This is a genomic window from Vibrio glycogenivorans (assembly GCF_051660965.1).
In the GTDB taxonomy this organism is placed as follows: domain Bacteria; phylum Pseudomonadota; class Gammaproteobacteria; order Enterobacterales; family Vibrionaceae; genus Vibrio.
Genome location: NZ_JBPVIS010000002.1, coordinates 772,952 through 799,889, shown reverse-complemented (window position 1 = coordinate 799,889; position 26,938 = coordinate 772,952). Strand labels below are relative to the sequence as shown.

Annotated in this window: 26 protein-coding genes; 9 read left to right on the top strand and 17 right to left on the bottom strand. The window is 47.3% G+C overall.

Annotation, left to right across the window (positions count from 1 at the left end):
• Positions 1-526: 526 nt before the first annotated feature.
• Entirely contained in the window at positions 527-934 is a 408-nt protein-coding gene (locus tag ACSTTG_RS08190) for a hypothetical protein (protein WP_438474419.1), read from the top strand.
• 101 nt (positions 935-1,035) lie between these two features.
• On the opposite strand, the gene ACSTTG_RS08185 is transcribed toward ACSTTG_RS08190, so the two are convergent.
• Positions 1,036-2,757: an amidohydrolase gene (locus ACSTTG_RS08185; RefSeq protein WP_438474418.1), complete on the bottom strand. Its 1,722-nt coding sequence runs from the start codon at positions 2,755-2,757 to the stop codon at positions 1,036-1,038.
• A 117-nt stretch (positions 2,758-2,874) separates the two neighbouring features.
• On the opposite strand from ACSTTG_RS08185, the gene ACSTTG_RS08180 reads away from it, so the two are divergent.
• Complete coding sequence (locus tag ACSTTG_RS08180; RefSeq protein WP_438474417.1) at positions 2,875-3,795, top strand: LysR family transcriptional regulator; 921 nt, start codon at positions 2,875-2,877, stop codon at positions 3,793-3,795.
• Between the two features lie 29 nt (positions 3,796-3,824).
• Here the strand turns inward: ACSTTG_RS08180 and ACSTTG_RS08175 are convergent, their stop codons facing one another.
• The gene (locus ACSTTG_RS08175) at positions 3,825-4,706 is read right to left on the bottom strand and encodes a LysR family transcriptional regulator (protein ID WP_438474416.1); all 882 of its coding nucleotides are present in this window, start codon (positions 4,704-4,706) and stop codon (positions 3,825-3,827) included.
• A 150-nt stretch (positions 4,707-4,856) separates the two neighbouring features.
• Between ACSTTG_RS08175 and ACSTTG_RS08170 the strand changes: the two genes are divergently transcribed.
• Positions 4,857-6,338, top strand: a complete 1,482-nt coding sequence (locus ACSTTG_RS08170; protein WP_438474415.1) for an amidohydrolase family protein — start codon at positions 4,857-4,859, stop codon at positions 6,336-6,338.
• 112 nt (positions 6,339-6,450) lie between these two features.
• Entirely contained in the window at positions 6,451-6,735 is a 285-nt protein-coding gene (locus ACSTTG_RS08165) for a GNAT family N-acetyltransferase (protein ID WP_438474414.1), read from the top strand.
• Between the two features lie 185 nt (positions 6,736-6,920).
• Here the strand turns inward: ACSTTG_RS08165 and ACSTTG_RS08160 are convergent, their stop codons facing one another.
• A complete protein-coding gene (locus ACSTTG_RS08160; RefSeq protein WP_438474413.1) occupies positions 6,921-7,178 on the bottom strand; it encodes an amidohydrolase family protein in 258 nt (85 codons plus the stop codon).
• An 82-nt stretch (positions 7,179-7,260) separates the two neighbouring features.
• On the bottom strand, positions 7,261-8,577 hold the full coding sequence (locus ACSTTG_RS08155) for a serine hydrolase domain-containing protein (protein ID WP_438474412.1): 1,317 nt from the start codon (positions 8,575-8,577) through the stop codon (positions 7,261-7,263).
• A gap of 139 nt (positions 8,578-8,716) precedes the next feature.
• Here ACSTTG_RS08155 and ACSTTG_RS08150 point away from each other — a divergent pair, with 139 nt between their 5' ends.
• From ACSTTG_RS08150 to ACSTTG_RS08140, 3 genes are all read left to right on the top strand, one after another.
• Positions 8,717-9,607: a LysR family transcriptional regulator gene (locus tag ACSTTG_RS08150; RefSeq protein ID WP_438474411.1), complete on the top strand. Its 891-nt coding sequence runs from the start codon at positions 8,717-8,719 to the stop codon at positions 9,605-9,607.
• 150 nt (positions 9,608-9,757) lie between these two features.
• Complete coding sequence (locus ACSTTG_RS08145) at positions 9,758-10,252, top strand: GNAT family N-acetyltransferase (protein ID WP_438474409.1); 495 nt, start codon at positions 9,758-9,760, stop codon at positions 10,250-10,252.
• Between the two features lie 69 nt (positions 10,253-10,321).
• Complete coding sequence (locus tag ACSTTG_RS08140) at positions 10,322-10,810, top strand: 2-thiouracil desulfurase family protein (RefSeq protein WP_438474408.1); 489 nt, start codon at positions 10,322-10,324, stop codon at positions 10,808-10,810.
• A gap of 60 nt (positions 10,811-10,870) precedes the next feature.
• On the opposite strand, the gene ACSTTG_RS08135 is transcribed toward ACSTTG_RS08140, so the two are convergent.
• The 13 genes from ACSTTG_RS08135 to ACSTTG_RS08075 all read right to left on the bottom strand — a co-directional run bounded on the left by ACSTTG_RS08135 (position 10,871) and on the right by ACSTTG_RS08075 (position 24,246).
• Entirely contained in the window at positions 10,871-12,706 is a 1,836-nt protein-coding gene (locus tag ACSTTG_RS08135; RefSeq protein ID WP_438457743.1) for a V-type ATP synthase subunit A, read from the bottom strand.
• A gap of 21 nt (positions 12,707-12,727) precedes the next feature.
• Positions 12,728-13,408 carry a DUF2764 family protein gene (locus ACSTTG_RS08130; protein ID WP_438474407.1) on the bottom strand — a complete coding sequence of 227 codons (681 nt, stop codon included), beginning with the start codon at positions 13,406-13,408 and terminating at the stop codon, positions 12,728-12,730.
• A 48-nt stretch (positions 13,409-13,456) separates the two neighbouring features.
• A complete protein-coding gene (locus tag ACSTTG_RS08125) occupies positions 13,457-14,137 on the bottom strand; it encodes a hypothetical protein (protein WP_438474406.1) in 681 nt (226 codons plus the stop codon).
• A gap of 10 nt (positions 14,138-14,147) precedes the next feature.
• Complete coding sequence (locus ACSTTG_RS08120; protein WP_438457746.1) at positions 14,148-14,597, bottom strand: ATP synthase subunit C; 450 nt, start codon at positions 14,595-14,597, stop codon at positions 14,148-14,150.
• A gap of 3 nt (positions 14,598-14,600) precedes the next feature.
• Complete coding sequence (locus ACSTTG_RS08115) at positions 14,601-16,406, bottom strand: V-type ATP synthase subunit I (RefSeq protein ID WP_438474405.1); 1,806 nt, start codon at positions 16,404-16,406, stop codon at positions 14,601-14,603.
• Positions 16,403-17,026 carry a V-type ATP synthase subunit D gene (locus ACSTTG_RS08110; RefSeq protein WP_438474404.1) on the bottom strand — a complete coding sequence of 208 codons (624 nt, stop codon included), beginning with the start codon at positions 17,024-17,026 and terminating at the stop codon, positions 16,403-16,405. The genes ACSTTG_RS08115 and ACSTTG_RS08110 overlap by 4 nt, the downstream gene beginning before the upstream one ends.
• Before the next feature lie 3 nt (positions 17,027-17,029).
• Positions 17,030-18,394: a V-type ATP synthase subunit B gene (locus ACSTTG_RS08105; protein WP_438474403.1), complete on the bottom strand. Its 1,365-nt coding sequence runs from the start codon at positions 18,392-18,394 to the stop codon at positions 17,030-17,032.
• A 1,036-nt stretch (positions 18,395-19,430) separates the two neighbouring features.
• Entirely contained in the window at positions 19,431-20,639 is a 1,209-nt protein-coding gene (locus tag ACSTTG_RS08100) for a carbohydrate porin (RefSeq protein ID WP_438474402.1), read from the bottom strand.
• Between the two features lie 24 nt (positions 20,640-20,663).
• Entirely contained in the window at positions 20,664-21,182 is a 519-nt protein-coding gene (locus ACSTTG_RS08095) for a hypothetical protein (protein ID WP_438474401.1), read from the bottom strand.
• Between the two features lie 399 nt (positions 21,183-21,581).
• Positions 21,582-22,133, bottom strand: a complete 552-nt coding sequence (locus ACSTTG_RS08090; protein WP_438474400.1) for a hypothetical protein — start codon at positions 22,131-22,133, stop codon at positions 21,582-21,584.
• On the bottom strand, positions 22,106-22,837 hold the full coding sequence (locus tag ACSTTG_RS08085) for a winged helix-turn-helix domain-containing protein (RefSeq protein ID WP_438474399.1): 732 nt from the start codon (positions 22,835-22,837) through the stop codon (positions 22,106-22,108). The genes ACSTTG_RS08090 and ACSTTG_RS08085 overlap by 28 nt, the downstream gene beginning before the upstream one ends.
• A 164-nt stretch (positions 22,838-23,001) precedes the next feature.
• Positions 23,002-24,024: a hypothetical protein gene (locus ACSTTG_RS08080; RefSeq protein WP_438474398.1), complete on the bottom strand. Its 1,023-nt coding sequence runs from the start codon at positions 24,022-24,024 to the stop codon at positions 23,002-23,004.
• Positions 24,025-24,036: 12 nt separating this feature from the next.
• Positions 24,037-24,246 carry a cold shock domain-containing protein gene (locus tag ACSTTG_RS08075; protein WP_438474397.1) on the bottom strand — a complete coding sequence of 70 codons (210 nt, stop codon included), beginning with the start codon at positions 24,244-24,246 and terminating at the stop codon, positions 24,037-24,039.
• A 216-nt stretch (positions 24,247-24,462) separates the two neighbouring features.
• Between ACSTTG_RS08075 and ACSTTG_RS08070 the strand changes: the two genes are divergently transcribed.
• Positions 24,463-25,818 carry a TolC family outer membrane protein gene (locus ACSTTG_RS08070; RefSeq protein WP_438474396.1) on the top strand — a complete coding sequence of 452 codons (1,356 nt, stop codon included), beginning with the start codon at positions 24,463-24,465 and terminating at the stop codon, positions 25,816-25,818.
• Positions 25,819-25,850: 32 nt separating this feature from the next.
• Positions 25,851-26,933, top strand: a complete 1,083-nt coding sequence (locus ACSTTG_RS08065; protein WP_438474395.1) for an efflux RND transporter periplasmic adaptor subunit — start codon at positions 25,851-25,853, stop codon at positions 26,931-26,933.
• Positions 26,934-26,938: the final 5 nt, after the last annotated feature.

Genomic DNA, 26,938 nt, shown 5'->3' with positions numbered 1-26,938 from the left:
GTGCAAACCAACTCCATATCCATAGAGTCTTAGAGTCGAGTACTCACAGACCTTTCTTATTGCCGTTCAGCGTGTGTCCGATATTAAAGCGCTGAACGGTTTTTTTTGCTTGATAGAATGCTTGGCACCTCTCTTTGCGATAAGTTCTTTCCATAAGATTTTTCCTTATCTTTTCCTCGCTATGACGTTTCATAGTAAGCACTCGCTATTATGCACAGCCTCGCTTTTAAGTGTTTTGGCACTCACCGTGACTAAGGTTCCAATTGAAATAGTGAGCACTTAAATGAAGTGATTATTCGGTCGTTAGCTTTTACATAACGATGGCGCTTGTTTATCAAATTAGGCGTTAATCACTGCAGATTTTTGGAGTGCAGGGAAAGACTTCTGTTGTTTTCTATATACCCAAGTCATCGCCACACATGGAGTGTATGGAGGTTTTTGGATGCTCGCCAGCGACTTAAATAACCCGAAACAAAGGTGTTGAGTCGTTGGTAAATAGCATCATCAGGTAAGTAAGGTATAACGCATGTATAAAACACGTTCTCTCACGCTGATTGTTTCGGCTCTGACGGCTGGATTGGCGGTAGCGCCTGCCAGTGCATCGGTGAAAATCGGCATGGGGGTTGATTATGGTTTAGGGGTTAACCTTAAGTTTGACGATAGCGTCAATGTCTTTGTGGGTAACGATGGACTGGCGGTAGATTACCACTTTGCCAAAGGGGCCATTTCAAGCGGTGAGCCGGTTGGCTACTTTATCGGTTTCGGTGGTTGGACAAAATGGAATGATGACTTTGGTGTCCGAGTACCAGTCGGTTTAGACTTTCGTTTTGCGCCGAGATGGAACCTAACTGCTCAGCTAAATCCAGCGCTGCAGATCCAGGATAAGACCAAGTTTAAGATAGATGCGGGCTTGGGTGTGAGTTATCAGTTTTAATCGGCAATCAGCACTGAGTGGTCTGATTATATTCAGGCCACACCAACTCAATCGTGTGATGCGAGAACTGGGTAGGCTTTATGCCCACCCAGTGGTTTGGATTATTTCGCTCGGAAAATCTCGACACCTTCTTTGAAGGTCGCCATGACTTGTAGATCCTTGAGTTTCATCGGATCAATATCCAGCGGGTTTTGGTCAAGAATAATCATATCCGCCAGCTTACCCACTTCTAACGACCCTTTCTGATTCTCTTCACGGAACTGATAAGCCGCATTGATGGTTGATGCTTTAAGCGCGTCCATCACGCTGATACGCTCATCTTCGCCCCATACTTTGCCACTGCGGCTCACACGGTTAACCGCTGTCCAAATCAGAGTGAACTGATCCACTGGGTGGACAGGTGAGTCGTGGTGAATAGTGGTCGAGAAGCCGTGGTTAATCCCAGACTGCACAGGGTTTAGTTTTGCCGTTCGCTCTGGTCCGTAGATGTTTTTCGCATGGAAGTCAGCAAAGTAGAAGCTGTGCGCCATCTGATATGTTAGTGTCACATCGAGATCTTTTAGCGACTCAAACTGATCCTCTTGAATCTGCTGCAGGTGGATAAGCTGAGTGCGGCGATCTTCACCAGGTTGGGCTTTTTTCGCTACGCTCAAGCCTTCAATAGCAATATCGAGTGCGCCATCACCAAGGGCGTGAACAAAGAGTGGGATATCGTGCTCTAGGTAGGTGCTCGCAAGCTTAGCCAGATCGTCAGCGGTCATCGAGGAGTAGCCCACGTAGTCCTGCTCACCCTCAAGCTGAACATGATATGGGTCACGAAGGTAGGCAGTTCGCCCTGGCGAGCCGCCATCAAGGTTGGCTTTTAGGCCCGCTAGTCGGTAGCCATTATTGTACTCTGGGGAGTAGTTATCGACCACGGTATCCACGTCAGTAGCAAAGTAGAACATACCGCCAGCCACATCTACCTTCAGTTGGTTAGTGGCAGCCATGTGTTGGAACAAAGCTTGAGTTTGTGGCGATAAGCCCAGCTCTGTCACTGTGGTGAAGCCTTGTGAGGCATAGACGTCTTGAGCATCACGAACCATTTTCTGACTTAGCTCAAACATAAAGTCTTGCGGTAAATCTTGAGATTGATCGACGCCAAGGTCTTGGGTCATAGACAGCAGAATTGGTTTAATCGCAGCTTCTTCTAGAATGCCGTTAGGTTGCATTGAACCCTCTTCACGCTGGATAACGCCGCCGGAAGGAGCAACGCTGTTCTCATCAATACCTAGCATCTCAAGCATGTAGGTATTCGCTACGATAATGTGGGTTGAGAAGTGAATAGCGATGATCGGTACGTCTGTGGAGATCGCATCAAGGTCGTGACGAGTAGGGTGACGTCCTTCTTCAAGCATTGCGTTGTCATAGCCCCAGCCAATCAGCCAGTCTTTGCTATCTTTATCGCGCTTACTCAGCGCCCAAGACATTTCACGCTGGATATCTTTGATGCTATCAATATTGCCTGCTGGTTTCGGGTCTAGGTTGACCATAGCAAGCTTAACACCAGACATCTGGAAGTGGCTGTGTGCGTCAAAGAAACTTGGCATCAGGGTCTGGCCCTCAAGGTCAACCAATGCGGTATTCGCATCTTTATGCTCGGCCTTAATTGCGTCTTTTTTCCCCACTGCTACGATTTTGCCATCTTTGATAGCAACCGCTTCAACTTTTGGCATTGTGTCATCCATGGTCAGGATATCACCACCAAAATAGATTGCATCAGCATCTGCATAGGCAGACATTGAGAGAGCGGCAACCAAGCTTGCTAAGAATGTTCTTTTCATAATTCAAACCTTATTAGAATAATTAACGGCCAGCTTTCTGGCACGTGCTCATTGTATAAAGCGCAGCGCTAATGTAACGTTAGCTTTGTTCGAACTATTGAGACGATGTGAAACATCTTGTTACGTTTTAATCTGGAGCAGATCGCTGCCTTTGTCGCTGTTGCTGAAAACAGCTCTTTTAGCGATGCCGCTCGCGCGAGTGGCAAGAATCGCTCAACCTTGCATCACCAAGTGACTAACTTAGAGGTGGATCTCAACCTGGCTCTGTTTAATCGGGTTGGAAAAGGGGTGGTTTTAACCCAAGAAGGGCGAGTGCTACTAGAGCAAGCCAAACACTTGCTTTATCACGCTAAGTATTTGCAAAATTCCGCTGACAGCCTGTCAGAGGGCGCGAGTCAGCAGTTGACCGTTTATCATGATGCTGTGTTACCACCACATCTAATCGCAAGGGCTGATCGCTGGGTCTCAGATGCCTTCCCCTTGGTCGATATTCAATGGCTTCGACGTGATCGAAAAGCGATGTATCAAGGGCTTATCAATGGTGACGCAGATATAGGCTTAGCGCTAAGCAGTGGAGGCACGCTGCCAATGCATGGTGTGGACTTCTATAATCTCGGTGTGATGCCAATTGATATTTATACCAGCAAGCACTCGCCTTTAGTGGCTCAGCAGCCATGCTCTTTGCACGATCTCACTCAGCATCGCTATTTGATGCTAGAGGACTACCTCGATACTCCGGTCTTTTTCCGCTCTCAAATCAAGAGTCACCCGAAACAGGTGAGTAATGTTGATATGCTGATGGCGATGCTGGAAGACTCAGGGTGGGCATTGCTGCCTGTCGCTTTAGTTAACAACCACCCCAGTCGCGATCGGCTAGTTTCTCTAAAGTTGAATTTTATTTCAAATACCAACGTCGCTGAATACATCCTATTCAGTAACAAATTACATACTGCAGAGCCAGCATTAAGCTCGTTGATTGAGAGTATCAAGGTGCTATTTACCGATGAGCTCGCACTGAATAGTGACTCCAGTAACTGAGCTAAATACGGTAGTCGCAAGCTTAGCGTTTATTGAATCAGTTGCTCGCAAAATAGCTCTTTGATCATATTGATAATCGGGTTGTGTTTGAGTGAGATTGGGAAATGTAACGTTAAGCCCTGGCGCAAGTCTTGACTGATCTCTGTGACTTTGAGTTTTTTCAGTTGTCCGCTTTGAACATAGGGATGTGCCGACCAGTTGGGTAGGGCAGCAAAGCCGTCATCTTGGAGAAGAGAAATCAGTAATTCACCACTAGAAATACTATGGCGTTGATTGGATATCCAATAGATCGACAAGCCCTCTTCGGTCATGTTTTCAGTAATATACTGTTTGTGACCTCGGAGTTTTTTTAGACTCACCTCTTCGTGCTTAGCCAACTCCGAGTGAGCCGAAACATACACCCCCACAGAGACATCCCCTAACCTTTGATAGCCAACTTGATTGGTTGGATACGGTTTTTGTCGATGAGGGTAGATGGCAATATGAACCTCGTTAGACTCAGTGGCTTGTAAGCTCTCATCGCGCGGTGCTAGTCGCCAATTGGTGACAATATTTGGATGCTGTTGAGCGAGCATTTTGTTGACCTGCCTTATGGCCGGGTTTGGTAAAAAATTATCAAAACAGATATTAATCGTCGTCAGGTCGATATTAAATAAAGCTAATGCAACCGCGTTTAACTGCTCTGATTGCTCAACTAGCTGCTTCATGTCTGGATAGATTGCTTTGGCAAAAACGCTAGGTACTAAAGACTTGCCTTGTACTTCGAACAGCTCGCTACCCACAAGGTCTTCCAACTGTTTTACCTGCTCTCTTACCGTTACTCTGGATTTGTTGATTGCTCTGGAGGCTTGACTGTATGAGCCGAGTTCGAAACAAAGGGTGAAGTATCTTGCTAAATCTATGCTAATCATATCAATCGTCTGTTATCACAAGGGTGTCCGAGCATTTATCAAATCCGTTGCGTAAAATGTACGGCCTAGCCGTACATTATGAATTTTAACTGGACTTTTTTGCTGAGTATAGTGCCACTTTTCCAGTGAACCCTACTAAAGAGAAATACAATGACAAAACAATTATCTGTAGCGGTGGCAATATCAGCAGCATTATTCGCTTCTGGTGGCTTTTGTGCCGAAGATGCCACTATCTATGATGTGGTGATTGAGCAAGGGCGAGTCATTGACCCGGCCTCCGGCACCAATGAAATCATGAATATCGGTATTGTTGATGGCAGCATCGTCACTTTGAATAATGACAAACTCGTCGGTGATAAAGTCATAGATGCTCAGGGCAAAGTGGTTGCCCCGGGTTTTATCGACTTGCATTCACACACCCCTTTTAGTTTCGGTGAGAGTCTGCAGTTAAGAGATGGTGTGACGACACCATTGGATCTGGAAGCCGGCGCTTATCCTGTTACCGATTACGGTATGTTTATCCGTGACAAGGCACGAGCGAACTATGGTGCATCGGTCGGCTTTTATGCCGCGCGTATCAAAGTCATTGAGGGTCGCGATCAGTCGTACATTGTGACCGAAAAGGGAGCGCATCCATTTGCCGGCCCGGCGTTTACCCAGCAGGCGACGCCTGAGCAAATTGAAGAGCTCAAACAGCACCTTACTGACGGTATTAACCAAGGTGGTATTGGTATCGGTTTGCCTCTGGACTATATGACAGAAGCTATCTCAGATGATGAGCTCAATATGGTATTTAAGTTAGCGAAAGATCTTAATGTCCCGCTATTTGCTCACATTCGTCGTGGCGTTAATGGAGATATTGGTCCGCTAAATGACGTACTGAAACTGTCTCAAAAATACGGTACAGCACTTCACCTTTGCCACATTAATGCCAACGCGATGGGCAACATTGGTAACTGGCTTGCGGCAATCGATGAAGCCAATGAGAAAGGGGCGAACGTGACCGTTGAAGCCTTCCCATATACAGCGGGTTCAACGTCTATCTCAGCTGATGTGTTTGGTCGTGATTGGCAAGAGATTTTTGATATCTCATACGAAGATGTTCAATGGGCTGCAACGGGCGAATTTCTGACCAAAGAGACCTTCGAACAGAAACGTCGTGAAGAACCAGGCGGTATGGTGATTCACCACTACATGAAAGAAGAGTGGCTAGAAACGGCATTGACTTATCCGGGTATGATCGTTTCATCGGATGCGATGCCAACATTAAATGCCAATGTAAAGGCGAACCCTAACGGTGCAGGTTCATTTACAAGGCTGTTGACGCACTATGTTCGAGACACCAAGCTGCTTTCCCTTGAGCAGGCCATCGCGATGTCAAGCTACTACCCGGCAAGACTGATTGAAGAGGCTGCTCCTGCGTTTAAGCGTAAGGGACGAATTCAAGTCGGTTCTGATGCTGACCTGCTGGTGTTCGAGCTAGATAACTTATCGAGTAACGCTGCCTATATGGACCCATTCGCGCCGGCTACCGGTTGGGATTATATCCTGGTCAACGGTCAGGTCGTGTTGGAAGGGGATAAACTGACTAAGGAAAGACCTGGACAATTTATCCTTTCTACTCATCCATGATTGTCAGGCCGATATTAGCCACTAGTATCGGCCTGAAGACATAGTTGCAACGCGCGATCTGCACTGGTAATGCTGAACACAAGTGAAATGACTTCATGGTATGTCCTAGCTGGTGCAGATCACTTTAGGCTTTTTGACGGCGTACATAATGCCAAGATTAGAGCGGGCCGAACAGATGGCTTATTTTTATGAGATTGAGGTATGCCCAAGTTATCGAAGAAAAGGGGTGGCGACCCGAATGGTGAATTGTTTGAAAAGCACTCTGAAAAGTCAGGGCGTTTCAAGTTTATGGGTCGGTACTGATGTCGAAAATAAAGCGGCTTTATCATTGTATGAGTCGACTGGCGCAATACGGGAGCCTGAGTTAATCCATGAGCTTTGGTATGAGAATATTTAGTAAAAGTAAGAATTTGAATAATCAGCTGTAGCAGTCCAAATAAGAAAAACTAACGTTCAGGTTGGTTCTTGTTTTCAGTGCGTCTTGCCCGCTGAAGATCACTAAGCATTAATGGATACCAATGTGTTGAATCTTGAACCTATAATGAAGTGCGGCGAGCGCCGCACTTCATCTAGTCGATAACTCTATAACGAGTAGATAGACTTACCGTTTTTGATGGTTTCAAGTACCTTGATGTCTTTGATTGACATAGGGTCTACTTCTAGCGGGTTGTTATCCAAAATGATAAGGTTTGCACGCTTACCCACCTCGATTGAGCCTTTCTCCGCTTCCTTAAAATTTTGATAGGCAGCAGTAATGGTTACGGCTTCCAAAGCTTCATATGGCGTTAGGCTGTGATATTCGCCAAGCACATCGCCACAATAGATAAGGGTGGTGTTCACAAGCCACCCTTATTGTTGTCTACTAACTCAGCCCCTCAGAGGCTATTGCTTAATCAAGAGATCGCCGAATTAACATCAGTAGTTATTTGATTGAATCAGCAATCGCTTCAAATGCCGCCATACGAGGGCGGTTCGTTTCTCGAGCCGCATTCGAGGCGCTTGGCGTTGAAGAGAATGTTGCAATGACTAGGTTCTTCTCTTGGTTGATGTACAGGTTTTGCCCGAATACACCACGGAAGGTACCGATGCCTTTTTCACTGTCATGCACCCATAGGTAGTTCTTGTAGCCTTCTAACCACTGGTCGTAAACTGGGCTGTTTTCATCACTGCGGTAGATACTGCGTGCTGTGTGCAGCTTCTCTTCATCAGTTAGGGCAAAGGTATCTTTAACCCATTTCTCAGAGAATACCTGCTGGCCATTGTATTGGCCGTTATTCGCCATTGCCATGCCCACGCGAGCAAAGTCACGTAGCGTAGTGTTCATACCACCAGTGGCAATTGCAACGAAGGTCATATCTGCCATCATGAACGCATCGTGCTCAGCGCCCAATTTGCTCCAAATATTTTCTGCAATGAAGGTTTGTAGTGGTTGACCGGAAACGCGGCTAATGATCCAACCAATAACATCAACGTTAGGAGAGTGGTACTCGTACTTGTAAGACGGCTCTAGGTCAGGGTTTTGCGTGAACAATGGCGCAAATTCCAGTAGACCACGAGGTGTATCATCCTTAGTTGGGTCGATAGCTTCAAGGTCAAAAGCAGCAACGAAACCAAGGCGACGGAAATACTCGGTACTAAAGTCACCCGGCACCATATTGACGTAGTCTTCTGAGTAGTTTAGCGCGGTCACCATGTTCAGCACTTCGCGCACTGTACGCTGGCCAAAGTGGGTGTCTTTCAGCTCTTCGATGTAAGTTTCAACTTTAGCATCAACGTCGACTTTTCCTTGCTCAACCAGTAAGCCCATAGCCTGACCAGTCAGAGATTTGGTGCTCGATGCCCACATATGGTGGTCTTTTTCTGTGAAATCACCGAAGTACTCTTCGTGCAGAATTTTGCCGTCCTGAACGATGATATAACCGTCTGTATGGTCGCCGATCATCGCATCACGTACGGTGTAGGTTTCACCTTGGTGGTCGAATTTAAGCGCTGCAATGTTAGGGTCTAACGCTTCAGGGATTGCCACAACACTGCCTTCACGCGGCACCATGACACTCGGGTGCAAGCCCATATTTCTAAACGTCCAGTTGTTATACGGTGCCTGGGTCCACTTACCTTTGGTAGCTTGAGCTTCTGGGCTTGCAGGGATGGTATCCATAACCGCGATTTCTGAGGCAGCTGCTGTTGTAGCTGAGAAGAGGCTTAGGCCGATTAGGCTACCGATTAGTGTTTTTTTCATATTTTAACCTTTATTGGATTAGGAGGTCTGACCAAAGTGGATTAAGACGTCGGACTAGCACGCAGTTTAGGTTGGTTCATTTTTCATATCTATTGCATAATGATGGGGATAAACGTTCAAAATTAGCTAGGGGTAGACAATGATCACATTTGAGCAAGTTAATTGCTTTCGTGCGGTATATGAACAAGGCAGCTATAGCGCTGGCTCGCGGGCGATAGGTAAAGATCGCACAACGGTCAGAGAGCATGTATTGGCGCTTGAGGATGTGCTCGGAGAGGCGTTGTTTACTATCCAAGGTAAGAGCGCGCACCCCACCGCCTTTGCAACGCACCTTTATCCACGTGCCCGTCACCTGGTCAAACAAGCGATGGATTTTGAATCTGTCGCCTTCTCGACACAGCACCTCGCTCTTACTCAGTTAACCTTGTGTTATGACATACAAGTACCAAGTCAACTCTTGGCGGACGTTGACCGACGCATTAGTGCTGTGTTTCCTCATTTAACGATGAAATGGCTACAGCGAGACAGACAGCAAGCTTCGACTATGTTGGAGAAAGGCTTGGCCCATTTTGCTCTGTTGCCAACGATGCGTAACCTGACTCCGCCCGAACGGATGGGGTTGGTTAGGATGGGCAGTTGTGGTTATGGCGTCTATGTCCATCCCAATTCACCGCTCACCAAGGAAGAGCAAGTTTCTATTCAAGATCTTACCGAGTACCCTCAGTTAGTGAGCAGTAACGTGTTTGTGACAGGGGAAAAAACCATGCAGATCTCGTCTGAGTGTCACGAGGTCAATAGTGTGGATCTGATGGTGCGACTGTTGGCTAATCGAGGTTGGGCGGTGATTAATAGCCTAGATGCGAAAATTTATGAGGAGCAGGGGCTTATTCAACGTATAAATGTCGCAGAGTTAGTCCATGATTATCGTACGAGTCTTGCTCTATTCTATTCATTTGCTCATGAGTCCAACCCCACGATAAAAAGGTGTATACAGCTGATAAGAGAGAGTTGCAGAGAACTCTTGAACTAAGATAGAAGATTATTTATGACTTATTGAAAGCCAATTGAGTGAGTGTTGGTTGAACGGAAAACTATGATTAGCAAAGTGATTCAGTGTTTTTTGGTGATACACTGCATCAGATATTATCGATATACAAGGTTCAAGTGCTAGGGAAGGTCAATGAGAATCAGGGATGTTGAGTTAACAGACTCAAGAATACTATCAGAGATATACAACCACTATATCGAGTCGACTTTTATCTCTTTCGAAGAGGAAGTTATTTCAGAAATTGAAATGGCTAAAAGAATAAACACTACCCGCAGCAATGGCTTGCCTTGGTTAGTCGTGGAAGTTGATGGTGCCGTTGTAGGGTATGCATACGCTGGTGTATGGAAAGCGCGTAGTGCTTATCGTTATACCGTTGAGTCATCGGTTTATATATCACACGAGTATTTGAAAAATGGGTTAGGTTCGACACTTTATGGCTCACTGCTAGAGCGACTTAAGCATGAGCAGTATGGTAATGTCATTGGCTCGATAGCATTACCCAACGATCCTAGTATCCGACTTCATGAAAGACTTGGCTTTACAAAAGTGGGTGAGTTTGCCGACATAGGCCTCAAGTTTGGAGAAAAGCGCAGTGTCGGTTATTGGCAACTCAAGCTAAATGAATGATAGATTGCTAATCAAATGTCCAACAGCTTAAGTTAGCGTTAGAGCTTTTTACATGAAAAGGAGCCTTATTTGGAAAGGGTCTTAGTTAGCGCCTGTTTAATGGGAAACAAAGTCCGGTACAACGCGAGCTGCTTGTCAATCCCTGAGCCTGATTTGGATTGGCTGCAATCCAACTTTGAATTAGTTGTCTTTTGCCCAGAAGTATCGGCAGGCCTGCCCACGCCAAGAGCGCCTGCTGAAATCATCGCAGGTAAAGGTGTCGATGTGCTGGTGGGGGCGTCAAAAGTCGTCGGAAATCACGGCGTTGATGTGACTACTCAATTTGTCGCTGGGGCAAACAATGCGTTGGCGCTTTGTCAGCGGCAACATATAAAGTATGCCGTGCTTGCAGAGGGCAGTCCGTCGTGTGGCAGCAGCAATATTTACGATGGAACATTTAGTGGAAACAAAGTCGTGGGCTCTGGAGTTACTGCCGCCTTGCTGGAAGGTCGGGGAATTAAGGTTTTTAGTCAGCATACGGTAACTCAACTTCGAAGCATGTTGGAAGAGCATAGCTAAAACAGGGATCCATATAAATTGGATCCCTGTTTATAGTTCTACAATAAATCAAGGCGTTGGTTAGCCTGTAACTGCCATTGTCTCTTCAAGCAGTTGATCAATACGCTCAATGTAGTCATGGTACTCAGCCGAGTTTTCCGTCGCAAAGTGGAAGTTACGGAAGTAACGCGTCATCGCGGTAAAGAACTTACGTGCATCTGCTTTATCTTCAAAGTCATAAGTGTTACGCGCAATGTTAACCACTTTATTGAAGATAAACTGCTGGCGCTCGAAGCTACACGAAGCATCGACGTCGTCGAACGCATTCTGTTGCAGGTAGACCATATCCACCAGTAGGGCTTTTTGATAGGTCACGTAGTCATCGAGTGAAATACCTTCTTCACCAGTCACCTGCATCATTTTACTGATGCTATCGCCAGTCACGAGCAGCTGCTTCATCTCTTTGATGGTCGGAACCCAGTGTGGACCGATGTTTTCCGCATACCAAGGCTCGAGTTGGTCAAGGTAGCGAGACCATGAGATCAATGGATCGATGGCCGGGTAGAAGCGCTTGTACGCACGCTCATACGACAGACCCAAGAAGGTTTTCACCGTGCTAAGGGTTGATTGAGTCACAGGCTCTTCGAAGTTACCACCGGCTGGTGACACCGAGCCAATCATAGTCAGTGAGCCATTCACGCCATCTTCGTTGTTGATCACGCCACAGCGCTCATAAACGCCCTTGATTGACGAGTCTAGGTAGGCTGGGAAGCCCTCTTCACCTGGGATCTCCTCAAGGCGGTTAGAGGTTTCACGCATCGCCTGTGCCCAGCGCGAAGTCGAGTCAGCCAGCACCAGTACGTTAAAGCCCATCTGACGGTAGTATTCGCCAAGCGTTAGGCCGGTGTAGATAGACGCCTCACGAGCGGCTACAGGCATGGATGAGGTGTTACAGATGATCACGGTGCGATCAATCAGGGTGCCGCCATGCTTAGGGTCGGGTAGGTGAGGGAACTCTTCGATGGTCTCCACTACTTCACCAGCGCGCTCACCACAGGCAACCACGATAACGATGTCAGCATCACAGTAACGTGAGATACCATGCTGCAGAACGGTTTTGCCTGAGCCGAAAGGGCCCGGAACACAGCCCGTACCGCCGCGCGCAATCGGGAAGAAGGTATCGATGGTGCGAGTGGTGGTCACTAATGGCTCAGAAGGGAACTGGCGTGTGGTGTTGCCTTTTACCGACAATGTGTTGGCAATCGATTGACGCACTGGCCATTTTTGCACCATGGTCAGCTTGTGCTCTTTGCCTTTTGCATCAACAATGTGCGCGATGACGGTATCAACGGTAAAGTTACCTTCTTGAATCCAAGTCACTTCCACTTCGCCTTTGATGTGGAAAGGCACCATGATCTGGTGAGTAAAGCGGCCTTCTTGCACGCTACCTAGCGATTGTCCTGCCAGCAGCTTTTCGCCCTGACGGACTTTAGCGGTAAATGCCCAAGTCTCGGCTTTATCAAGCGCATCAACGTGCATGCCACGTTTTAGGAACTTGCCGTGGATTTGCGCTAGGCGCTCTAGAGGCTGTTGCAGGCCATCATAGATTTGCGACAAGATGCCCGGGCCCAAATCCACCGTCAGCATCTCGCCGGTTTGAATAATGTCATCGCCAACTGCGACACCACGGGTGTCTTCATAAACTTGAATGTCAGCGCTATCGCCATTCACGCGCAGCACTTCCGCCATCAGCTGCTCATCAGCACCCTCGGTTTGCTTGCGGCTAGGAATAACATAGACCACCTCATTCTTGATAAGGGCGCCCTTGGTTTCTGGGTTCAGACGAATTTTTAGGGTGTCACCAATGACTGCAGTTACGTGGGCAGTCGGTGTAGTATTAGTAGTTTCAGTGCTCATTGAACAACCTGTTTTGTTTTCTTAATTAGGCAGATCATGGGCGAACTCGCCCAGTGCATTCTCTACGAGCTGATCAAAGCGCTCGATAGCGAGGTCGTTATCGTATGTCGTCCAGCGAGAGACGAGGTTCCAACGCAACACGTAGATCACAACGGCTTCAAAGCTGAAGCGCTGTTGGGCTCCAATACGGTCAAGCTCATGCCATACCGCCTTGAGCAGCTCTTGCTCGAGCTCAAAGCTCTGGTCTGCTTCCATATACCTGGCCACATCAGGCAGCCAAGGAAAGGTAAATTGCAGATTGAAGTAGGGCACGTTCCAGTTACGACGAATAAACTCGTAACGGGTACCAAAGCTCCAGCGTGGCTCGGAGGGTGCGCCAGCGCCAGCACGTTTGCGGCGCAATGCTGCGACCACCGTGCGCATGTCGAGTCGCCAGTCAATAAGCTCGGTGAGCACCTTACTATTGACTTGGTCGCGAGTGCGGGTAGCAAACTTAATCAGCTCAGCATCACTGGTATCGTCTTTGGCTGAATCCCAGTGCATCAAGCGCTCAATTTTGCTCAGCAGCTTTCGCTCTGTGAATGACAAACTGCTTAGACGACGCTCAAGCTGGTAACGTGAAATTGGCGTTACCTGACTGTCAAACAGAGAGTCGATATGCGGCAGCGACGTCAAAAGACTGTGGTAAGCTTTTTCGGCCATATTCGCTCCTTGTGGAAGAAAAGGCAGGGTAAGCCTGCCTTTCAGCGCTTATTTAACAATCCCTTCGAGCAACGCACGGAAGCGAGGCTGAAGGTGGTTTAGCATCATCTTGGTCACAGTCTCATCGGAAAGAGCAACCTCAATGTCCTTGTCTTTAAGACGGAAGACGATCGCGCTGTCGTTGTCGTCGTTGACATTGAATGTGACGCCATCACGGAGCATCTCTGCCGCTTGCGCAACCGCAAAGTGCATCAAGGTGCCTTCCTTAAGCTCTTCAGGGTTGTTTTGCAGATCGCTTAGACCCACAACCTTAGTCGGTAAGATGATATCGAGTGCTTCATCGCGACTGATGTCGTTGCGACCTGCGATTTCCAGGATCATCTGCTTAAGCAAGGCTTGGTCAGTCAGTTGAGTACCGACGGTGGCCTGTATCTGCTGAGCAAACTCGTCTTGCAGGAAGCTTTTTAGCTCTAAAATCGCATTGCGATTGGCCATTTCAAACGCTTGCTTACCCGCTGAAGTGACAAAGTCAGCTTCTCTTTTAGCGCCAGCGAGGATAAGCTCTGCTTTTTCCTCCGCCTCACGAACGATCGCTGCGGATTCTTTGCGCGCGTCGGCAAGAATATTATCGGCTGCCAACTGGCCAGCCTCTACGCCCTCTTGGCGCAGTGTCTCTACCAGCTGCTTAATGCCAGCAGATACCGGAGTGTGTTGAGTTTCTGTAGTCATTATCCGTTCCTTAAGCGCCGATGTTGCCGCCCATTACTAAAGCGAAAACGAAAGCAAATACAGAGAAGCCTTCAACGATGGCCGCTGGTGCGATAGACAGACCAAACACCTCTGGCTTGTTCTTCGATGCGTTGATCGCCGCGGATACCGCTTGGCCCTGATAAATAGCAGAGAAAAGTAGTGCAAGACCGGTCATCAGACCGATACCAAACAGGCCACCCGCAGTTGCTTCAGTCACGCCGATACCCGAAAGGGTAAACATGATCACGATGCCGTAGATAACCTGAGAAGAAGGCATTGCCGATAGACCGATGTATTTACCATAGCCAGACTCAACATCCAGCATTGCGCCACACGCTGATTGTCCGGCAACCGAACAACCAATCGCTGAACCAATAGCGCCGAGTGCGACTGGAGCGAATGCGCCTAACCAACCTAGTGCAATAACGAAATGTTCCATTTTTTAATCCTCTTTCTTACGAAACGCTTTGAACGGGTATCCTTCGTCGGATAGACCCCAGTTTACAAATTCAATTACATTGAGACGCATGCCGTGCACCACGCCACTCATAATGCAGAGTGCGAAGTTAAGGACATGGCCGAGAAGCAGAATCAAGCCAGCGAATAGCACGCCGGAGACGGGTTTGGCTTCAATAGCCTGACCTGCAAGTGAGTTAAATGTCATCGCCAGTGACGCGCCAGACAAACCCAATGCGAATAGACGCATGTAGCTGAGAATGTCACCGAACGCACCGGTGATGTTATAGATAGCTTTAGCGCCATCGAGTACGCGCAGGACCAAGCCTTTCGGCGTGTCGATAGGACGGTTGCTGCTAAAGACGCACACCAGGCCCGTACCACCAATCGCACAGACAACGCCGACAAACTTGCCAAGGCCTTGCCAAACCGTGCCGGTTTCGGCAAACCAGTACACCATGCCGCCAAACATCAGTGCTGCCCAGCCAAGGGGCGCTAGCGCGCGAGTTTGAGTACGGTTGATGTAGGCGGTCATCACGTTGGCGATGATCAGGTGCATCACACCGATAAACACAGACAGCTTCATCATTGCCGAATAATCGTTCATATCAATGATATTCAGCCAAGCTAATAGGCTGCCTTCGCTCGGTGTTACACCAAAGTAACTCCCTGCCAAGATCCCCCAGACCACACCAAGTCCTGACATAAACAGACCAAGGTTCTTGAGTCGCTGTCCTTCGATGCTTTGCTCAAACTTATCTCTAAACAAGAAGACAATCAGGCCAAAGACAGCGGAGTACATGGCGTCATTCATAATCATGGCAAAGAACAATGAGAACGAATAAAACACCAGGTTGCCTGGGTCCCAAGCGCGATAGTTTGGCGTTTGGAAAAAGCCCATCGCTTCGGCGCCACCACCAGTCAGATCCGAGTTTTCGAGCAAGGTTGGCGGTTGGTCGTCAGCCTTCGGCTCTTCAAGCAGCACGGCGGTGCCATAGATCTCGCTGAGCTCTAAAATCGCCTCTTCAGCATCAGCGGGCATCCAACCTTGAACGAGGAAGAACTCCCCTTCATCTTGAACACCTGAAGACGCCAGCAGAAGCTCAGCGCGATCCTGACTGGCTGCAAGCGATTGACTTAATGGATAAATCCAACGAGTCAAGGCTTCACGTTCGGCGTACAAATCTTCAAGGTGCTGCTCGGCAATCTCGATATGCTCTTCAACTTTAGATAAGCTATCTTGCCCAACTCGTGAGCGCTCAACCGGTAGAATGCCGCTATCGGGCTCGTCTTCTGAGACAACGATAATGTAAGCATTTTTCTGGTCGCGATAGATCTCCTGCCAAGGAACCTCCAAGCTAGAGAGAGCGGCCGATTTTTTCAGCGGCAAAACATAAAACCAAAAACGCAGACCTCGGAGGCTGGCAAGCTCAGGCAAGTCAAACTCACCCCACGGACGCAACAGTTGCAAACGCTGTTTGAGTAGGTCGCGTTTATCTTGTTGCTGGCGGATGCGTTGCTTGTTCTCTAGGATCTCAGCCACCAGCTCATCGACATCGATCAAGTCTTTATCTTTGACCGGACGGCGACGACGTTCGAGGCGACTGAGCCACGCGAGGGCCTCACTAGCCTCAGTCGGCTGCTGCATCGCAATCGCACGATTGGCTTTGGCATTGTCTTCACTTAACGGAATCAAGTGCATACAACCTAGCGCTTGCAGAGCAATGAGGATGTCTTCACGACGTGAGGCTTGGCCACCAAGCGTTAGTCGTTTTAGTGATTTAATACTCATGCTTGACCTCCCTGCTGTTTGGCTTGTTGCGCTAACACTTTTTGCTTGGACAGTTTTGCATTCATTACCGCGGCTCGGTCTTGATCGGACAAGTAGATGCCGATGCGACGAATGTTCTCTTTTGTCTCAGGAATAAGTACCTTAGAGAAAAGATTCACTCGTTGACTGGTGACGCGAGTAGCATGACTGATCAGCTCATAGCGTTTTTGAAAAACCGACAGTTCGACACGCAGGCGAACCATCTCTTTCAATTGACGCACAACACTATCAACCCAATGGGGACGAGCTAAGTAGCTGTAAGGGGTGAGTTCAAAGTCGATGTCTTTGATCACCGGCACTTTACAGCCAACGATGTTTTGCGTATCCAGCGTGACGTTATGAACTTTGATCAAGTTGTTCACGCTTATCTCTTTGCATGCCAGCATGGGTATCGCCTCTTTGACGATACTGCGCAGCTCAGCGACTCGCTGCTCTGCCTCTCTCAATGCTTGCTCTGCCTTTTTACGCTCAATCATCAATTGTTGACGCTTTAGCTCTAACGCAGGTAGGTAGCGGTTGTATGTCTTTAAGCTGCGTTTTTCTTGGTTTAACGCACTTTTGTTCAAAGCTACCTGGGACATCGATTAAACCTCCGCTTCTACTTGGGAAGCTTGGTTCGATGGCCAGTAGTGCTCTAGTAGGCTATCTTTGATCAGCGTTTCTTCCGCCTCAAAGCAGTCTGCAAGAATCTTCCAGCCAAGGTCGAGCGCATCTTCCAATGACATATCGACATCCAACGTCATAAAGTTTTTCTTAAACAGGTCGCCGTACTTAAGGGTTTTGCGATCGTAATCAGAGAGCTCAAACGCCATCGCCTCTTTTTGTTTGGCTTCAACGGCCTCTGAATAAAGACGGATCAGGGCATCCATCAGCGCGCCGTGATCTTCACGTGTCTGCTTACCAACCACCATCTGCTTAAGGCGAGATAGCGAGCCAAACGGGTCAATCACACCATCGTGCAGGTAGAATTGACCTTCGGTGATGTAGCCAGTGTTATCGGGCACTGGGTGCGTAACATCATTACCTGGCATCGTTGTAACCGCGAGCAAAGTCACTGAGCCTGCGCCCTTGTAATCACACGCTTTTTCATAACGCTTAGCGAGTTGCGAGTACAAGTCACCCATATAGCCGCGGTTTGACGGGATCTTGTCCATAGAGACACCAATCTCTTTCATCGCATCGGCATATGAGGTCATGTCGGTAAGCAAAACCAGCACGTTTTTGCTCTCACCTACAGCAAAGTGCTCAGCCACGGATAGCGCCATATCGGGTGCAAGCAGACGCTCAACCGTTGGGTCAGAGGCTTGGTTAACAAACATCACAGTACGCGAGGAAACACCGGCCTCTTCAAACTGGGTTTTAAAGAAATGGTAATCGTCATAGATAAGGCCCATACCTGCGAAAACAACGATATCTGCTTCTGCCTGGATCGCAATTCGAGAAAGGAACTTGTTGTATGGCTCACCCGCGACAGAGAACACAGGGATTTTCTGCGATTCTACTAGGGTGTTAAACACGTCAATCATCGGCACGTTGGTACGTACCATACGTGAAGCCAGTGTGCGCCGGACTGGGTTGACTGAGGGGCCATCGATCTCGACCTTGGGATCGGTCTCGAGCTCTGGGCCATTATCGATAGCATTACCTGCACCGTTGAAAATACGCCCAAGAATGTTCGGTGAGTAAGTCACCTTCATCGGCTGATCTAGAAAACAGACTGCGGCATTGGTCGATAGACCTTTACAGCCTGCAAATACCTGCAATGAGACCTCTTCATCATCAATCTTAATGATCTGCGCTAATGAATAGTTCTCACCATCTTGCTCAATCATCGCAAGATCGCCATATTTGGCTGTGGCATTTTCGCTATTAAGTTTGGGTACTTCTACCTTAATCAAATCACCCACAATACTGAGTATGTTGGTGTATCTTAAAAGACTCTGCGACATCACAGTTCCTTGATTACTACTTAAAGGAAGAGTTTTTTAGTTATTTAGCTTGTTGGATAAATAACTGGTTAGCTGACAGTTGAATAAGGAAGGTGCTGTTTTAATAAATAGCTCTCCTTACTCAAAGACATGCCTAGATTAGTCCGATAAGCAGGATTTAACACCGTAGATACATGTCAAAGTGTGATGTTTTGTAAGCAAAGACTTCGATCACATCGGGTAAAGCGAAATAATTATTCGAATAAACTGTGAGTTATAAAATTCACCTCAAAGTGCAACCGTTATCTAATGTGTTGATTTAACAGGCTTTGTGTGAATTGTGGGCAGGATATCTACGCTACTGAATCAGAAGGAAAACTGAAATTCTGAGAGTTAGCTCACTATTATCATTAGTGAAATCTTAGATATCGAAATTGTTATGCGCATGGGGGTGTGTAACAAATGTAACAAAGGAAGTCGGGTATGATGGCCTATATTTACTCTTGGAATTGATAAGTGGAAAATTAAATCAACTATAAATATGATCCTAATGCTTGGTTAAAGAGCTTTGAAAATTGGTTCGGAATTTTATTGCTCGATTTGTTCACAAGGTACTACGTTGTATGAGAGGTCAGTCTTTCTTAGAGAACGTTATTTGTACGAGGCTGCTATGTCTATTTTATTAGGGCTGGGGTATTGAATAAAAATTGACGAGGATCGAAATTATTTTGCTAATTTTAAATTACTAACTAATAGCACCTTAGTGCCGCATCATGAGTCGGCCATAGAGCCTGTTGTCGAAGGGGCTTATGCCTAGGTGACCTCAAGGTGTAGATTTTAGGGTCGCAGCACGGTTTGTAAGGGGGCACAATCGTTGTGATTAATAGAACTGACTTGAACTGGGAGAGATGTTACTGAGCGCAAAGAGGAGCATTGGTCGGAAGAGAGCTAAAGGTAAGGTGAGCAAAATACGGACCGTGTAAGTGGGGGATGGCTCGACGCGAAAAAAAGAGTGACCGCTTGGTCACTCTTTTATAGTTCGTACTAGGTCTTCGGCTTAGAAGCGAATATTGGTACGTAGACCCGCTACCCATGCTGCGGAATCGGTACTCAAGGCTGGCACAACATACTGAATGTCACCGGTTAGCGTTAGCCATGGTAGCGCTTGGTAGGCGTAGAAGGCCTCAAAGCCACTCTCATCCTGAAGTAGTTTCATATCTGCAGTATCGTTAATGCTGTCTTGTAGATCATTAGATAGGTCATAGTAGTAGTAGCCTACGCCCCAAGTATCCATTGGTCGGTCGAAGAACAGCGCACTACCTCCTAGTCCACCAACAACGGTACCATCGATAATGTTCGGGTTACCATCAGCAAGCGCGGCACGCAGATAAATACCCCAGCTGTCGCCATCGCGCTCAACTAGGTTATGGTTGACTTGTATGCGAGCATTGTACTTATATTGACTGGTCGCGCCATTCACTATTGACTCAATTGAGCTGAAGTCGGTCCCCTCTTCCGTACTGTAGGTAAACGAGGTTGAGATAGAGCTGCTGCGGCTCAACCATTCAGTATTGTAGGTCGCAGAGAGGCTGACGTTCATCCCATCCTTAAATAGACCACTCATGTCTAGGTTATTTGTATAACGGTCACGAGGATCGTAGATCATGCCACTTAAGCGGATATTATCGATAGTGTGATTGGCAATTGCACCAACAAAAGAAGGAGGTGTAACACCGCTTGGTGGCGCAGCAAAGGCAACGTTCAAAAATCCGTGGCGTGTTGCTCCGCCATAGAATGGTGCATTTCTTAACAACTCAAAGGCATCAATCTTACCGATAAGCAAGTTAGTTGATGAGGAAAACAGATGGGTATAGAACAGAGAAGAGATAAAGACATCTTCGTCGTGACCATACTGACCAGCATTAGGCACTGACAGCCCGGCATAGCCAAAATCATTCGCTGTACCCCCGCGGGCCACCAGTTGTGAAGTTAGCTTGCCACCTTCCCACAGCCCCATTTTCTCGAGATCTAGGTTAGTGATCATGTCAAAACGGTGAGAGTTGTTGAGTTCGCTATGCTCGCTGCCAGCAACGGCAGATTGCAAGGTATTGGTGTACTCAATATCGAAGTTGAGTCCTTTGCTATTGAGGGTAGAGCGCACACCGCCCCAGTCGCCACTAAGTGTGTGGTTAAAGTCGGCGCTGGCGACGCCGCTGGCACTCATTATGATTAAGGGTAGGGTGATGAAACGAACCGCGTTGGTCATGGATGAACTTCCTTTTTATAGTAACTAACAAGCGCGAGATAACTGGCTTAAATGTAATTTATTACTGCAAGCAACGATGGCCTCAAAGGCGTCAATGGCCTCACTCAGTGAGAGTGAACCGTTCTGGTAGGCAGAGGTGATACTGGCTTTATTGCCATGGTGAAGCTCGGCAGAATTGGAAATAATGCCGTGCGTGCTCAAATACGCGACCAACAAGCTGGTACTTGCTGGGGGAGTCTTTTCTGAACCAGTTTTTAACGCACCAATTAGCCCTTTTGCTCTCTTAATGTTGTTTGATAGGTGAGCGTATCGATTCAAGTTGACCACAATAGAGATTCGCTCTAACAGCGCCAAAGCTTGATTGAGATCGGCAACCTGATATTGCTGCGCGCCTGAAGCCTGCTCGATCAGCAAATCGATTTGCTCAATAATTGAATCCCTTTCCTTAGGGAGTATTGCTATTTGGTCTTCCCTGACGCTACGAATAATGTCCTGCATTAGCCTTGTGAGATCGCTAACTTTGGGACTATTTAAAATAAACATAAACGTCACCTAGCCAGAGTACTAGGGCAGAGTAGAGGAAAATTAGATGAGAAAACTAAATTAGATATTTTTATAAGACCATTTAATGCATTGTTTTATATAGGTATTCATTGAAATTAATTTGACTTGATAGACGTTTCACTCGCGTGAACTATCGTTTGGTGAGGATAGTGTGATCCTTGTCAGAAACGACAGTGACGTTAAGAAGAGTTTGTTAGGCAGAGGTCACTCACCCAATTTCTAGGTGAACATAATGGTTATGGCGTTAGGTGAGCAGCTGATGTATGCATTTGGAATGGTAACGTAAGGCTGAAAATATAAGCCAAACAAACAGGTGGACGAGTGTAGTAGTCGACCATAGCGGCGCATCATGGTTGACTGGGAATTAAGTGTGCGAGTTTAGAACTTGATAAGTGTCGGCTCGGGAATTCTTTTTATACGAACGATGCCAAGGTAAGGGATATCGGAAACCAGTTCTAGATTGGTTGCTGAGAGGAGTTCTCTCGGTTCGCGATAAATATCATGGATAAAATCGACAAGCATCGCGCGGAATGGGTCAATGTCGAAGCCCGGTGACACGTAATTGATCTGCGCCTTCTTCTCCTTCACCGACACGTGAATATAGTTGTTCTCCATCTCCCATTGGATATCAAATTGAATCACGAACTCACCAATCATTTTCTCCGAGCTAAACAATCTAAATGCAAGGGCTTGAATGGTTCTATCAGTATCGATATAGAGTTGAGAGCGTGTCTCTACGACTCTCAAGTCTAATAAGTTAGAGAGATAGCCAAATTGACTTGGATAGCCGCGGTGAGTGAATTCCCACGTACTGCCGATATTGACTTGAGTGAGTGGATTGGTATTTCGATACACTTTGTCAAGCGTGCACAGACCGACCGCGAGTAAAAACAGCAGGGCAGTTACAAACTTGTGGATGGTAGATGGCATTTAAGTAGCTCTCGAGTATCGGTTGACCAAGTTAATGTCGGATATGAGTGATTAGGCTCCCAGGTCACCGGCAGCTGATAGAGACGCGATGTTTGCTGGGCATCGATCAAAAGCGAATTGCAGGTTCGGATATCACGCTCGCTTGGGGCTTTGCCATTCGTCGTGGATATCGTCATTGGGATCACGCGCGTGCTTTGCCGAGTAGTAATGTACTGGTCAAAAGCACCAAGCCTAAAGAGTGATAGCGTACTTGCAACGATAATAGCCAAGCTTAGGGCATTAGTAAGATAGCACCCCACTTGCCAGCGGACTTGGTAGAGCCATGAGGATATAAGTGCGAGCTTTGAACGATGGGGTGCTAGCACCCGATTCAGTTCAGCCTGGGTTAATGTTGTCGCTGTGGCGATAAACACATATCCGGACATGACTTGAGTCTGGATATAAGTTGGCGCCTCAACTTTATCATCCAGTTGATGACGCAGATTTTTAATGGCGGTTATCGCACTTGATTTCGCGCGTTTGCTTTGCCAAATAGACTCTAAAATATCTTGGACAGTGATATCACGCCCAGCGTTGTCGATGAACAGCTGCAACAATTTCCACTCGTTAGAGCGTAGTTGACGATGTTGACCATTCCTTAGTGATACAAGCTTCCCTGTGAGCCCATCGTAGACAACGGACTGATTTAACAAGTAGTAGCTCATAGAGTTTAATATGTGTCTTGATGAATACTTAAGAGTTATCTGCCCTAAACGAGCCGGGCAATAATATAACATGTTGTAAAAACATCAACATGATGATTGTTGTGATAACACTCTAAAATTACCTATCTCTTCAGCTCCCCATTGCATTACACTGGCCCAAACTTTTATTCAATTTGCAGCTTAAGAGCGGAGAGCTCTTGCATGAGCTTTTGATATTTTTGTTCGAACGTGAGAGGTTTGCGTCCTCGGCGTGGCGGCGATTGAGTCTCAGGCTGAGCACTATCCACATGCGTGTCGAGCAAGTTTGTGATCTCCTGTTGTTTTTTAACAATCGCTTTTTCGAGCTTCTGGCGTTCGCTTAGCTTTGGGCGTCCAAGAGACGATGAGCGCACTCGGTGGTATTTTTCTGCAATGGCTCGAGGGGTCGGTATCTCCTGCTGGTGGTATTTATAAAGTAGTGTGAGCTGATTGAATAGCACGATCAACTCTTCTTCAGCCCGCACAACTTGTATTGGTAGTGGAATGCTAGGGCGCCCAGCTAAGGGGCGCCCAGCAGAGGGACGGCCAGCGATGGACTGGCCTTGATTCTTTTCCAGCGAGCAGCGATAAACCACGTTCAGGCGATAGTGTTTAATCAGTATCAATACACTTCGAATAATCGCACGAACACTCGTCACCTGCTCAATCTGAAAGGTAGGATTTAACAAGGTATGCAGGTGTCTCGCTAATTGATAAAGCCTTTGAGTTTGGGTGATGACCGACTGAGACTTTATCTGATTGAGCACATCTGCCCAGTGCTCGATTTGTTGCGGCTGCTGTCCGGATTTGGCTTGCTCTAGCTCCTGACGAGTGAAAAAAATCAGCTCATAGCTATTGATAAGCTGATCCAAAAGCCTAGTTATCGCGCCGTTCAGTTGTTCGAAGCGAGTTTGCGCGCAAGCGTGTCTTTGAATGGCAAGTAGATCGTTATCTAGCTGAGACCAAAATCGGTACTCTTCCGCGGCGGTTAAGATAGGTTGAATTAGTGATTCTTGCTGGGCTGATGTTAGAGATGGGTGCATCTTAACCACACTGGCTCGCAGTTGTTTACGCAGTCCAATAAGCTTAATGTATTGCCCAGCGACTTTACGCTCTAACTTTACCGTTTCAGTCAGCTTAGGTCGACCTTGTTTTGGAGTGATTGTCATTATGGCTCCAGACTACAACAGAATAACTTTGTGGGCTTGAAAGCGACCATCACGATCTTTTGACACTTCAACGTACACGCGGTCTCCAGCGCTTAACTGTAAGTCTGGCGTATCGAGTGAGTTCACATCTATAAGCACATCGATGGGTGCAATGTCTGGCGCGGCAAAGCCGAAGCCTTTTTGCTGATTAAACCAAGTGATTTGGGCTTTTAACTGGTACATGGTCTGACCATTTCAATTAATAAGTAATTAATTAAATAACAAGGATGCCAGAGCTTGTCCACGATTTTGCCGAAATTCACTAGCAAATTATGATCCAAAACAAAGTACGATAACGCCCTTCCTCTCGTTTTTTTGACCAAAACGCAACAATAGCCCTGCATTTTTCATCAATTACACCCAATTGACGAATACAAGACCACTAAATGGGCGACCAGTATGAACAATAAAAACATCTTGTCTCTGTGCATTAGTTTGACCCTCTTTTGTGCCAACGCGAATGCGAGCGCGGTAAATCTATCGAGCTTGTACAAAGACTCACTGGAGAATAATCCAGAGCTTAAGTCGGCAGCCTACGAAATCGAACGCGCGCAACGTCAGCAGGAGCAAATTTCCGGATTATATCGACCACAAGTTGATGCCGGGCTGCAGTACGGGGCACTGCGCAATGATTGGACCACGATGAATGAAACCGATGGTCAAGGTGCTGAAGCATCGCTACGTGCGGGGCAAAATCTTTATAACTCAGAGCTTAATGCCAGTGCACGTTTGGCTGAGCAAACTACCCAGTTAACTCGAGTTAGCTATCAAATTGCCTTAGAAGGATTAAAGCTCAATGTGGCGGCGAGTTACCTTAACGCATTTAAGCAGCAAGAAAGCTTGAAACAGGCGCAGGCGAATCTAGAGGCGATTGGCGAGCAATTAGCTCAGATGAAGCATCGTTTTGCTAATGGTCTTGTGCCAGAGAATGACGTTAAAGAGACTCAAGCTCAGTACGACCTGTCGTTGACGTCTGTGATCTTTGCTGAAAACAGTGTTGATAAAGCGCTGGATGCACTTTATGAACTGACTGGCAAGAGTTACGAATCAGTATTGCCACTAGAACTTACCCAAGTGCAGTTTGAGGCACCAAAAGCCACATTCAGTCAGTGGGAACAGAAAGCCCAGAAAGCGAACCCACAGATGCAGATCCAGCAGCAGCTTGTATCGTTGTCACGTGAGCAAATTGCCTTGGCTGAGGCAGGACATATGCCAAGTCTTGGCCTGGTTGCGGAGTACCGCTATGCCTTTGCCTCACAGTCACGTAACAACGGCATGGGTGAGAAAAAGGGTGATTTTGTCGACCTAGATAACAACTCGACAATATTTGCTGGCATTGCGATGAGCCTACCTGTTTACCGCGGGGGTGCTACGACCAGCAAGGTGGAACAAGCCAATATTCAGTATCAGCAATCTTTGCAACTTCAAGAGCAAACCTGGCGTGAAGTCACGCGAGATATCCGCAGCACTGAAAAAGACCTTCGTGCATTAGAAAGTGCGCAACTTGCTTATCAGCAGGCGGTCCGCTCTGCGAAATCAGCCCTAGCGGCAACCGAGCAAGGCTTTGAAGTGGGCAATCGCACCATCGTCGATGTGCTCAATGCTACCACCCAGCTGTACCAAGCAAGGCAGCAATTAAGTAATTCGCAGATTGACTTCTTGATCGCCTCTTTACAACTGCGTTTTCTTGCTGGTGAGCTCACAGAGCAAGACCTTATTGACGTGAATGCACTGACATCTAAAAAAGCCCTTTAATGGCAACAACAAGTGAATAAAAGAGATAGACAATGAAAATACGCCCCTTGTATTTAGCAACGGCATTACTTCTTACCGGCTGTGGTGACTCTTCTGATAACGCACCGCAAGCGGCAGCGCCTGCAGCCAAACCAGTCACTGTCGTTAAATCACAAGCCTTTGAACATAGTCCAACCCATCATTTTGTTGGTCGTATGCAGGCAATTGAATCGGCCAAGCTTACCCCACGCACTATGGGCTACTTGCTCAGCAAGCGCTTTGAAGATGGCGCCATGGTCGAAAAAGGCGACGTTCTGTTTGAGATCGACCCAACCTCTTACGAGGCAGCGCTTGATGCTGCGCGTGCAACGCTTGAAGAAGCAACCGCAGCGTTGGCTTTGACTGAGCTAAACCACAAACGTAACCAAAATATGCTTAAAACCGGTGGTGTATCTCAAGCGCAGCTGGATGTCAGTGCGGCTGAGCTATCGATGGCGAGATCGCGTGTGCAATCGGCTAAAGCCAATTTAGTGGTGCAACAAGATAACCTTGAGCAAACCAAAGTTCGAGCGCCGTACAGCGGTCAGCTGGGTAAAACCAATTTCTCAATTGGTGACATGGTAGGGCCGAACTTCGGTCCATTGACTGACATTGTGCAAATTCACCCAATTGAGGCGAGCTTCTCAATCAAAGAGTCTGATTTAGCTCGTCATAAGCTTCAAGATGATGATCGTGACCTAGTCAGCTTGCACCTAGAAGGTCAAGAAGAGTTTGACTTGGGCGAGATCAGCTTTGTGGACAATAAAATCAACCCATCAACGGGCGCGATTGAAGTGGCGGCTGAGTTTGCTAATGAGGAGATGGCTTACCGTCCAAATCAATATGTCCGTGTTGGCCTAAGACCAAGTGAGCCTATGGCGGGTGTAACGGTTCCTCACAAAGCCGTACACCAAGATGCCTTGTCTCAGTATGTCTTCATCGTGGATAACGGCACCGCAACCAAGGTTGAGGTTGAGGTAACCGATCGACTTGAGCAAGACGTATTTATTACCGCAGGTCTACAGCCACAAGATGCCGTGATTACCGGTGGCTTGCAGCGTATTCGCGAAGGTGATTCTGTGGTGATCGCGGAGTAGACCAG

Excerpts from the sequence above, each read along its gene's own strand:
- ACSTTG_RS08185 (WP_438474418.1), bottom strand. The coding sequence starts at position 2,757 with ATGAAAAGAACATTCTTAGCAAGCTTGGTTGCCGCTCTCTCAATGTCT.
- ACSTTG_RS08105 (WP_438474403.1), bottom strand. The coding sequence starts at position 18,394 with ATGTCGCAGAGTCTTTTAAGATACACCAACATACTCAGTATTGTGGGT.
- ACSTTG_RS08095 (WP_438474401.1), bottom strand. The coding sequence starts at position 21,182 with ATGTTTATTTTAAATAGTCCCAAAGTTAGCGATCTCACAAGGCTAATG.
- ACSTTG_RS08155 (WP_438474412.1), bottom strand. The coding sequence starts at position 8,577 with ATGAAAAAAACACTAATCGGTAGCCTAATCGGCCTAAGCCTCTTCTCA.
- ACSTTG_RS08080 (WP_438474398.1), bottom strand. The coding sequence starts at position 24,024 with ATGACAATCACTCCAAAACAAGGTCGACCTAAGCTGACTGAAACGGTA.
- ACSTTG_RS08130 (WP_438474407.1), bottom strand. The coding sequence starts at position 13,408 with ATGGCCGAAAAAGCTTACCACAGTCTTTTGACGTCGCTGCCGCATATC.
- ACSTTG_RS08070 (WP_438474396.1), top strand. The coding sequence starts at position 24,463 with ATGAACAATAAAAACATCTTGTCTCTGTGCATTAGTTTGACCCTCTTT.
- ACSTTG_RS08085 (WP_438474399.1), bottom strand. The coding sequence starts at position 22,837 with ATGAGCTACTACTTGTTAAATCAGTCCGTTGTCTACGATGGGCTCACA.
- ACSTTG_RS08170 (WP_438474415.1), top strand. The coding sequence starts at position 4,857 with ATGACAAAACAATTATCTGTAGCGGTGGCAATATCAGCAGCATTATTC.
- ACSTTG_RS08150 (WP_438474411.1), top strand. The coding sequence starts at position 8,717 with ATGATCACATTTGAGCAAGTTAATTGCTTTCGTGCGGTATATGAACAA.
- ACSTTG_RS08120 (WP_438457746.1), bottom strand. The coding sequence starts at position 14,597 with ATGGAACATTTCGTTATTGCACTAGGTTGGTTAGGCGCATTCGCTCCA.
- ACSTTG_RS08065 (WP_438474395.1), top strand. The coding sequence starts at position 25,851 with ATGAAAATACGCCCCTTGTATTTAGCAACGGCATTACTTCTTACCGGC.
- ACSTTG_RS08075 (WP_438474397.1), bottom strand. The coding sequence starts at position 24,246 with ATGTACCAGTTAAAAGCCCAAATCACTTGGTTTAATCAGCAAAAAGGC.
- ACSTTG_RS08100 (WP_438474402.1), bottom strand. The coding sequence starts at position 20,639 with ATGACCAACGCGGTTCGTTTCATCACCCTACCCTTAATCATAATGAGT.
- ACSTTG_RS08125 (WP_438474406.1), bottom strand. The coding sequence starts at position 14,137 with ATGACTACAGAAACTCAACACACTCCGGTATCTGCTGGCATTAAGCAG.
- ACSTTG_RS08135 (WP_438457743.1), bottom strand. The coding sequence starts at position 12,706 with ATGAGCACTGAAACTACTAATACTACACCGACTGCCCACGTAACTGCA.
- ACSTTG_RS08175 (WP_438474416.1), bottom strand. The coding sequence starts at position 4,706 with ATGATTAGCATAGATTTAGCAAGATACTTCACCCTTTGTTTCGAACTC.
- ACSTTG_RS08115 (WP_438474405.1), bottom strand. The coding sequence starts at position 16,406 with ATGAGTATTAAATCACTAAAACGACTAACGCTTGGTGGCCAAGCCTCA.
- ACSTTG_RS08190 (WP_438474419.1), top strand. The coding sequence starts at position 527 with ATGTATAAAACACGTTCTCTCACGCTGATTGTTTCGGCTCTGACGGCT.
- ACSTTG_RS08090 (WP_438474400.1), bottom strand. The coding sequence starts at position 22,133 with ATGCCATCTACCATCCACAAGTTTGTAACTGCCCTGCTGTTTTTACTC.
- ACSTTG_RS08145 (WP_438474409.1), top strand. The coding sequence starts at position 9,758 with ATGAGAATCAGGGATGTTGAGTTAACAGACTCAAGAATACTATCAGAG.
- ACSTTG_RS08110 (WP_438474404.1), bottom strand. The coding sequence starts at position 17,026 with ATGTCCCAGGTAGCTTTGAACAAAAGTGCGTTAAACCAAGAAAAACGC.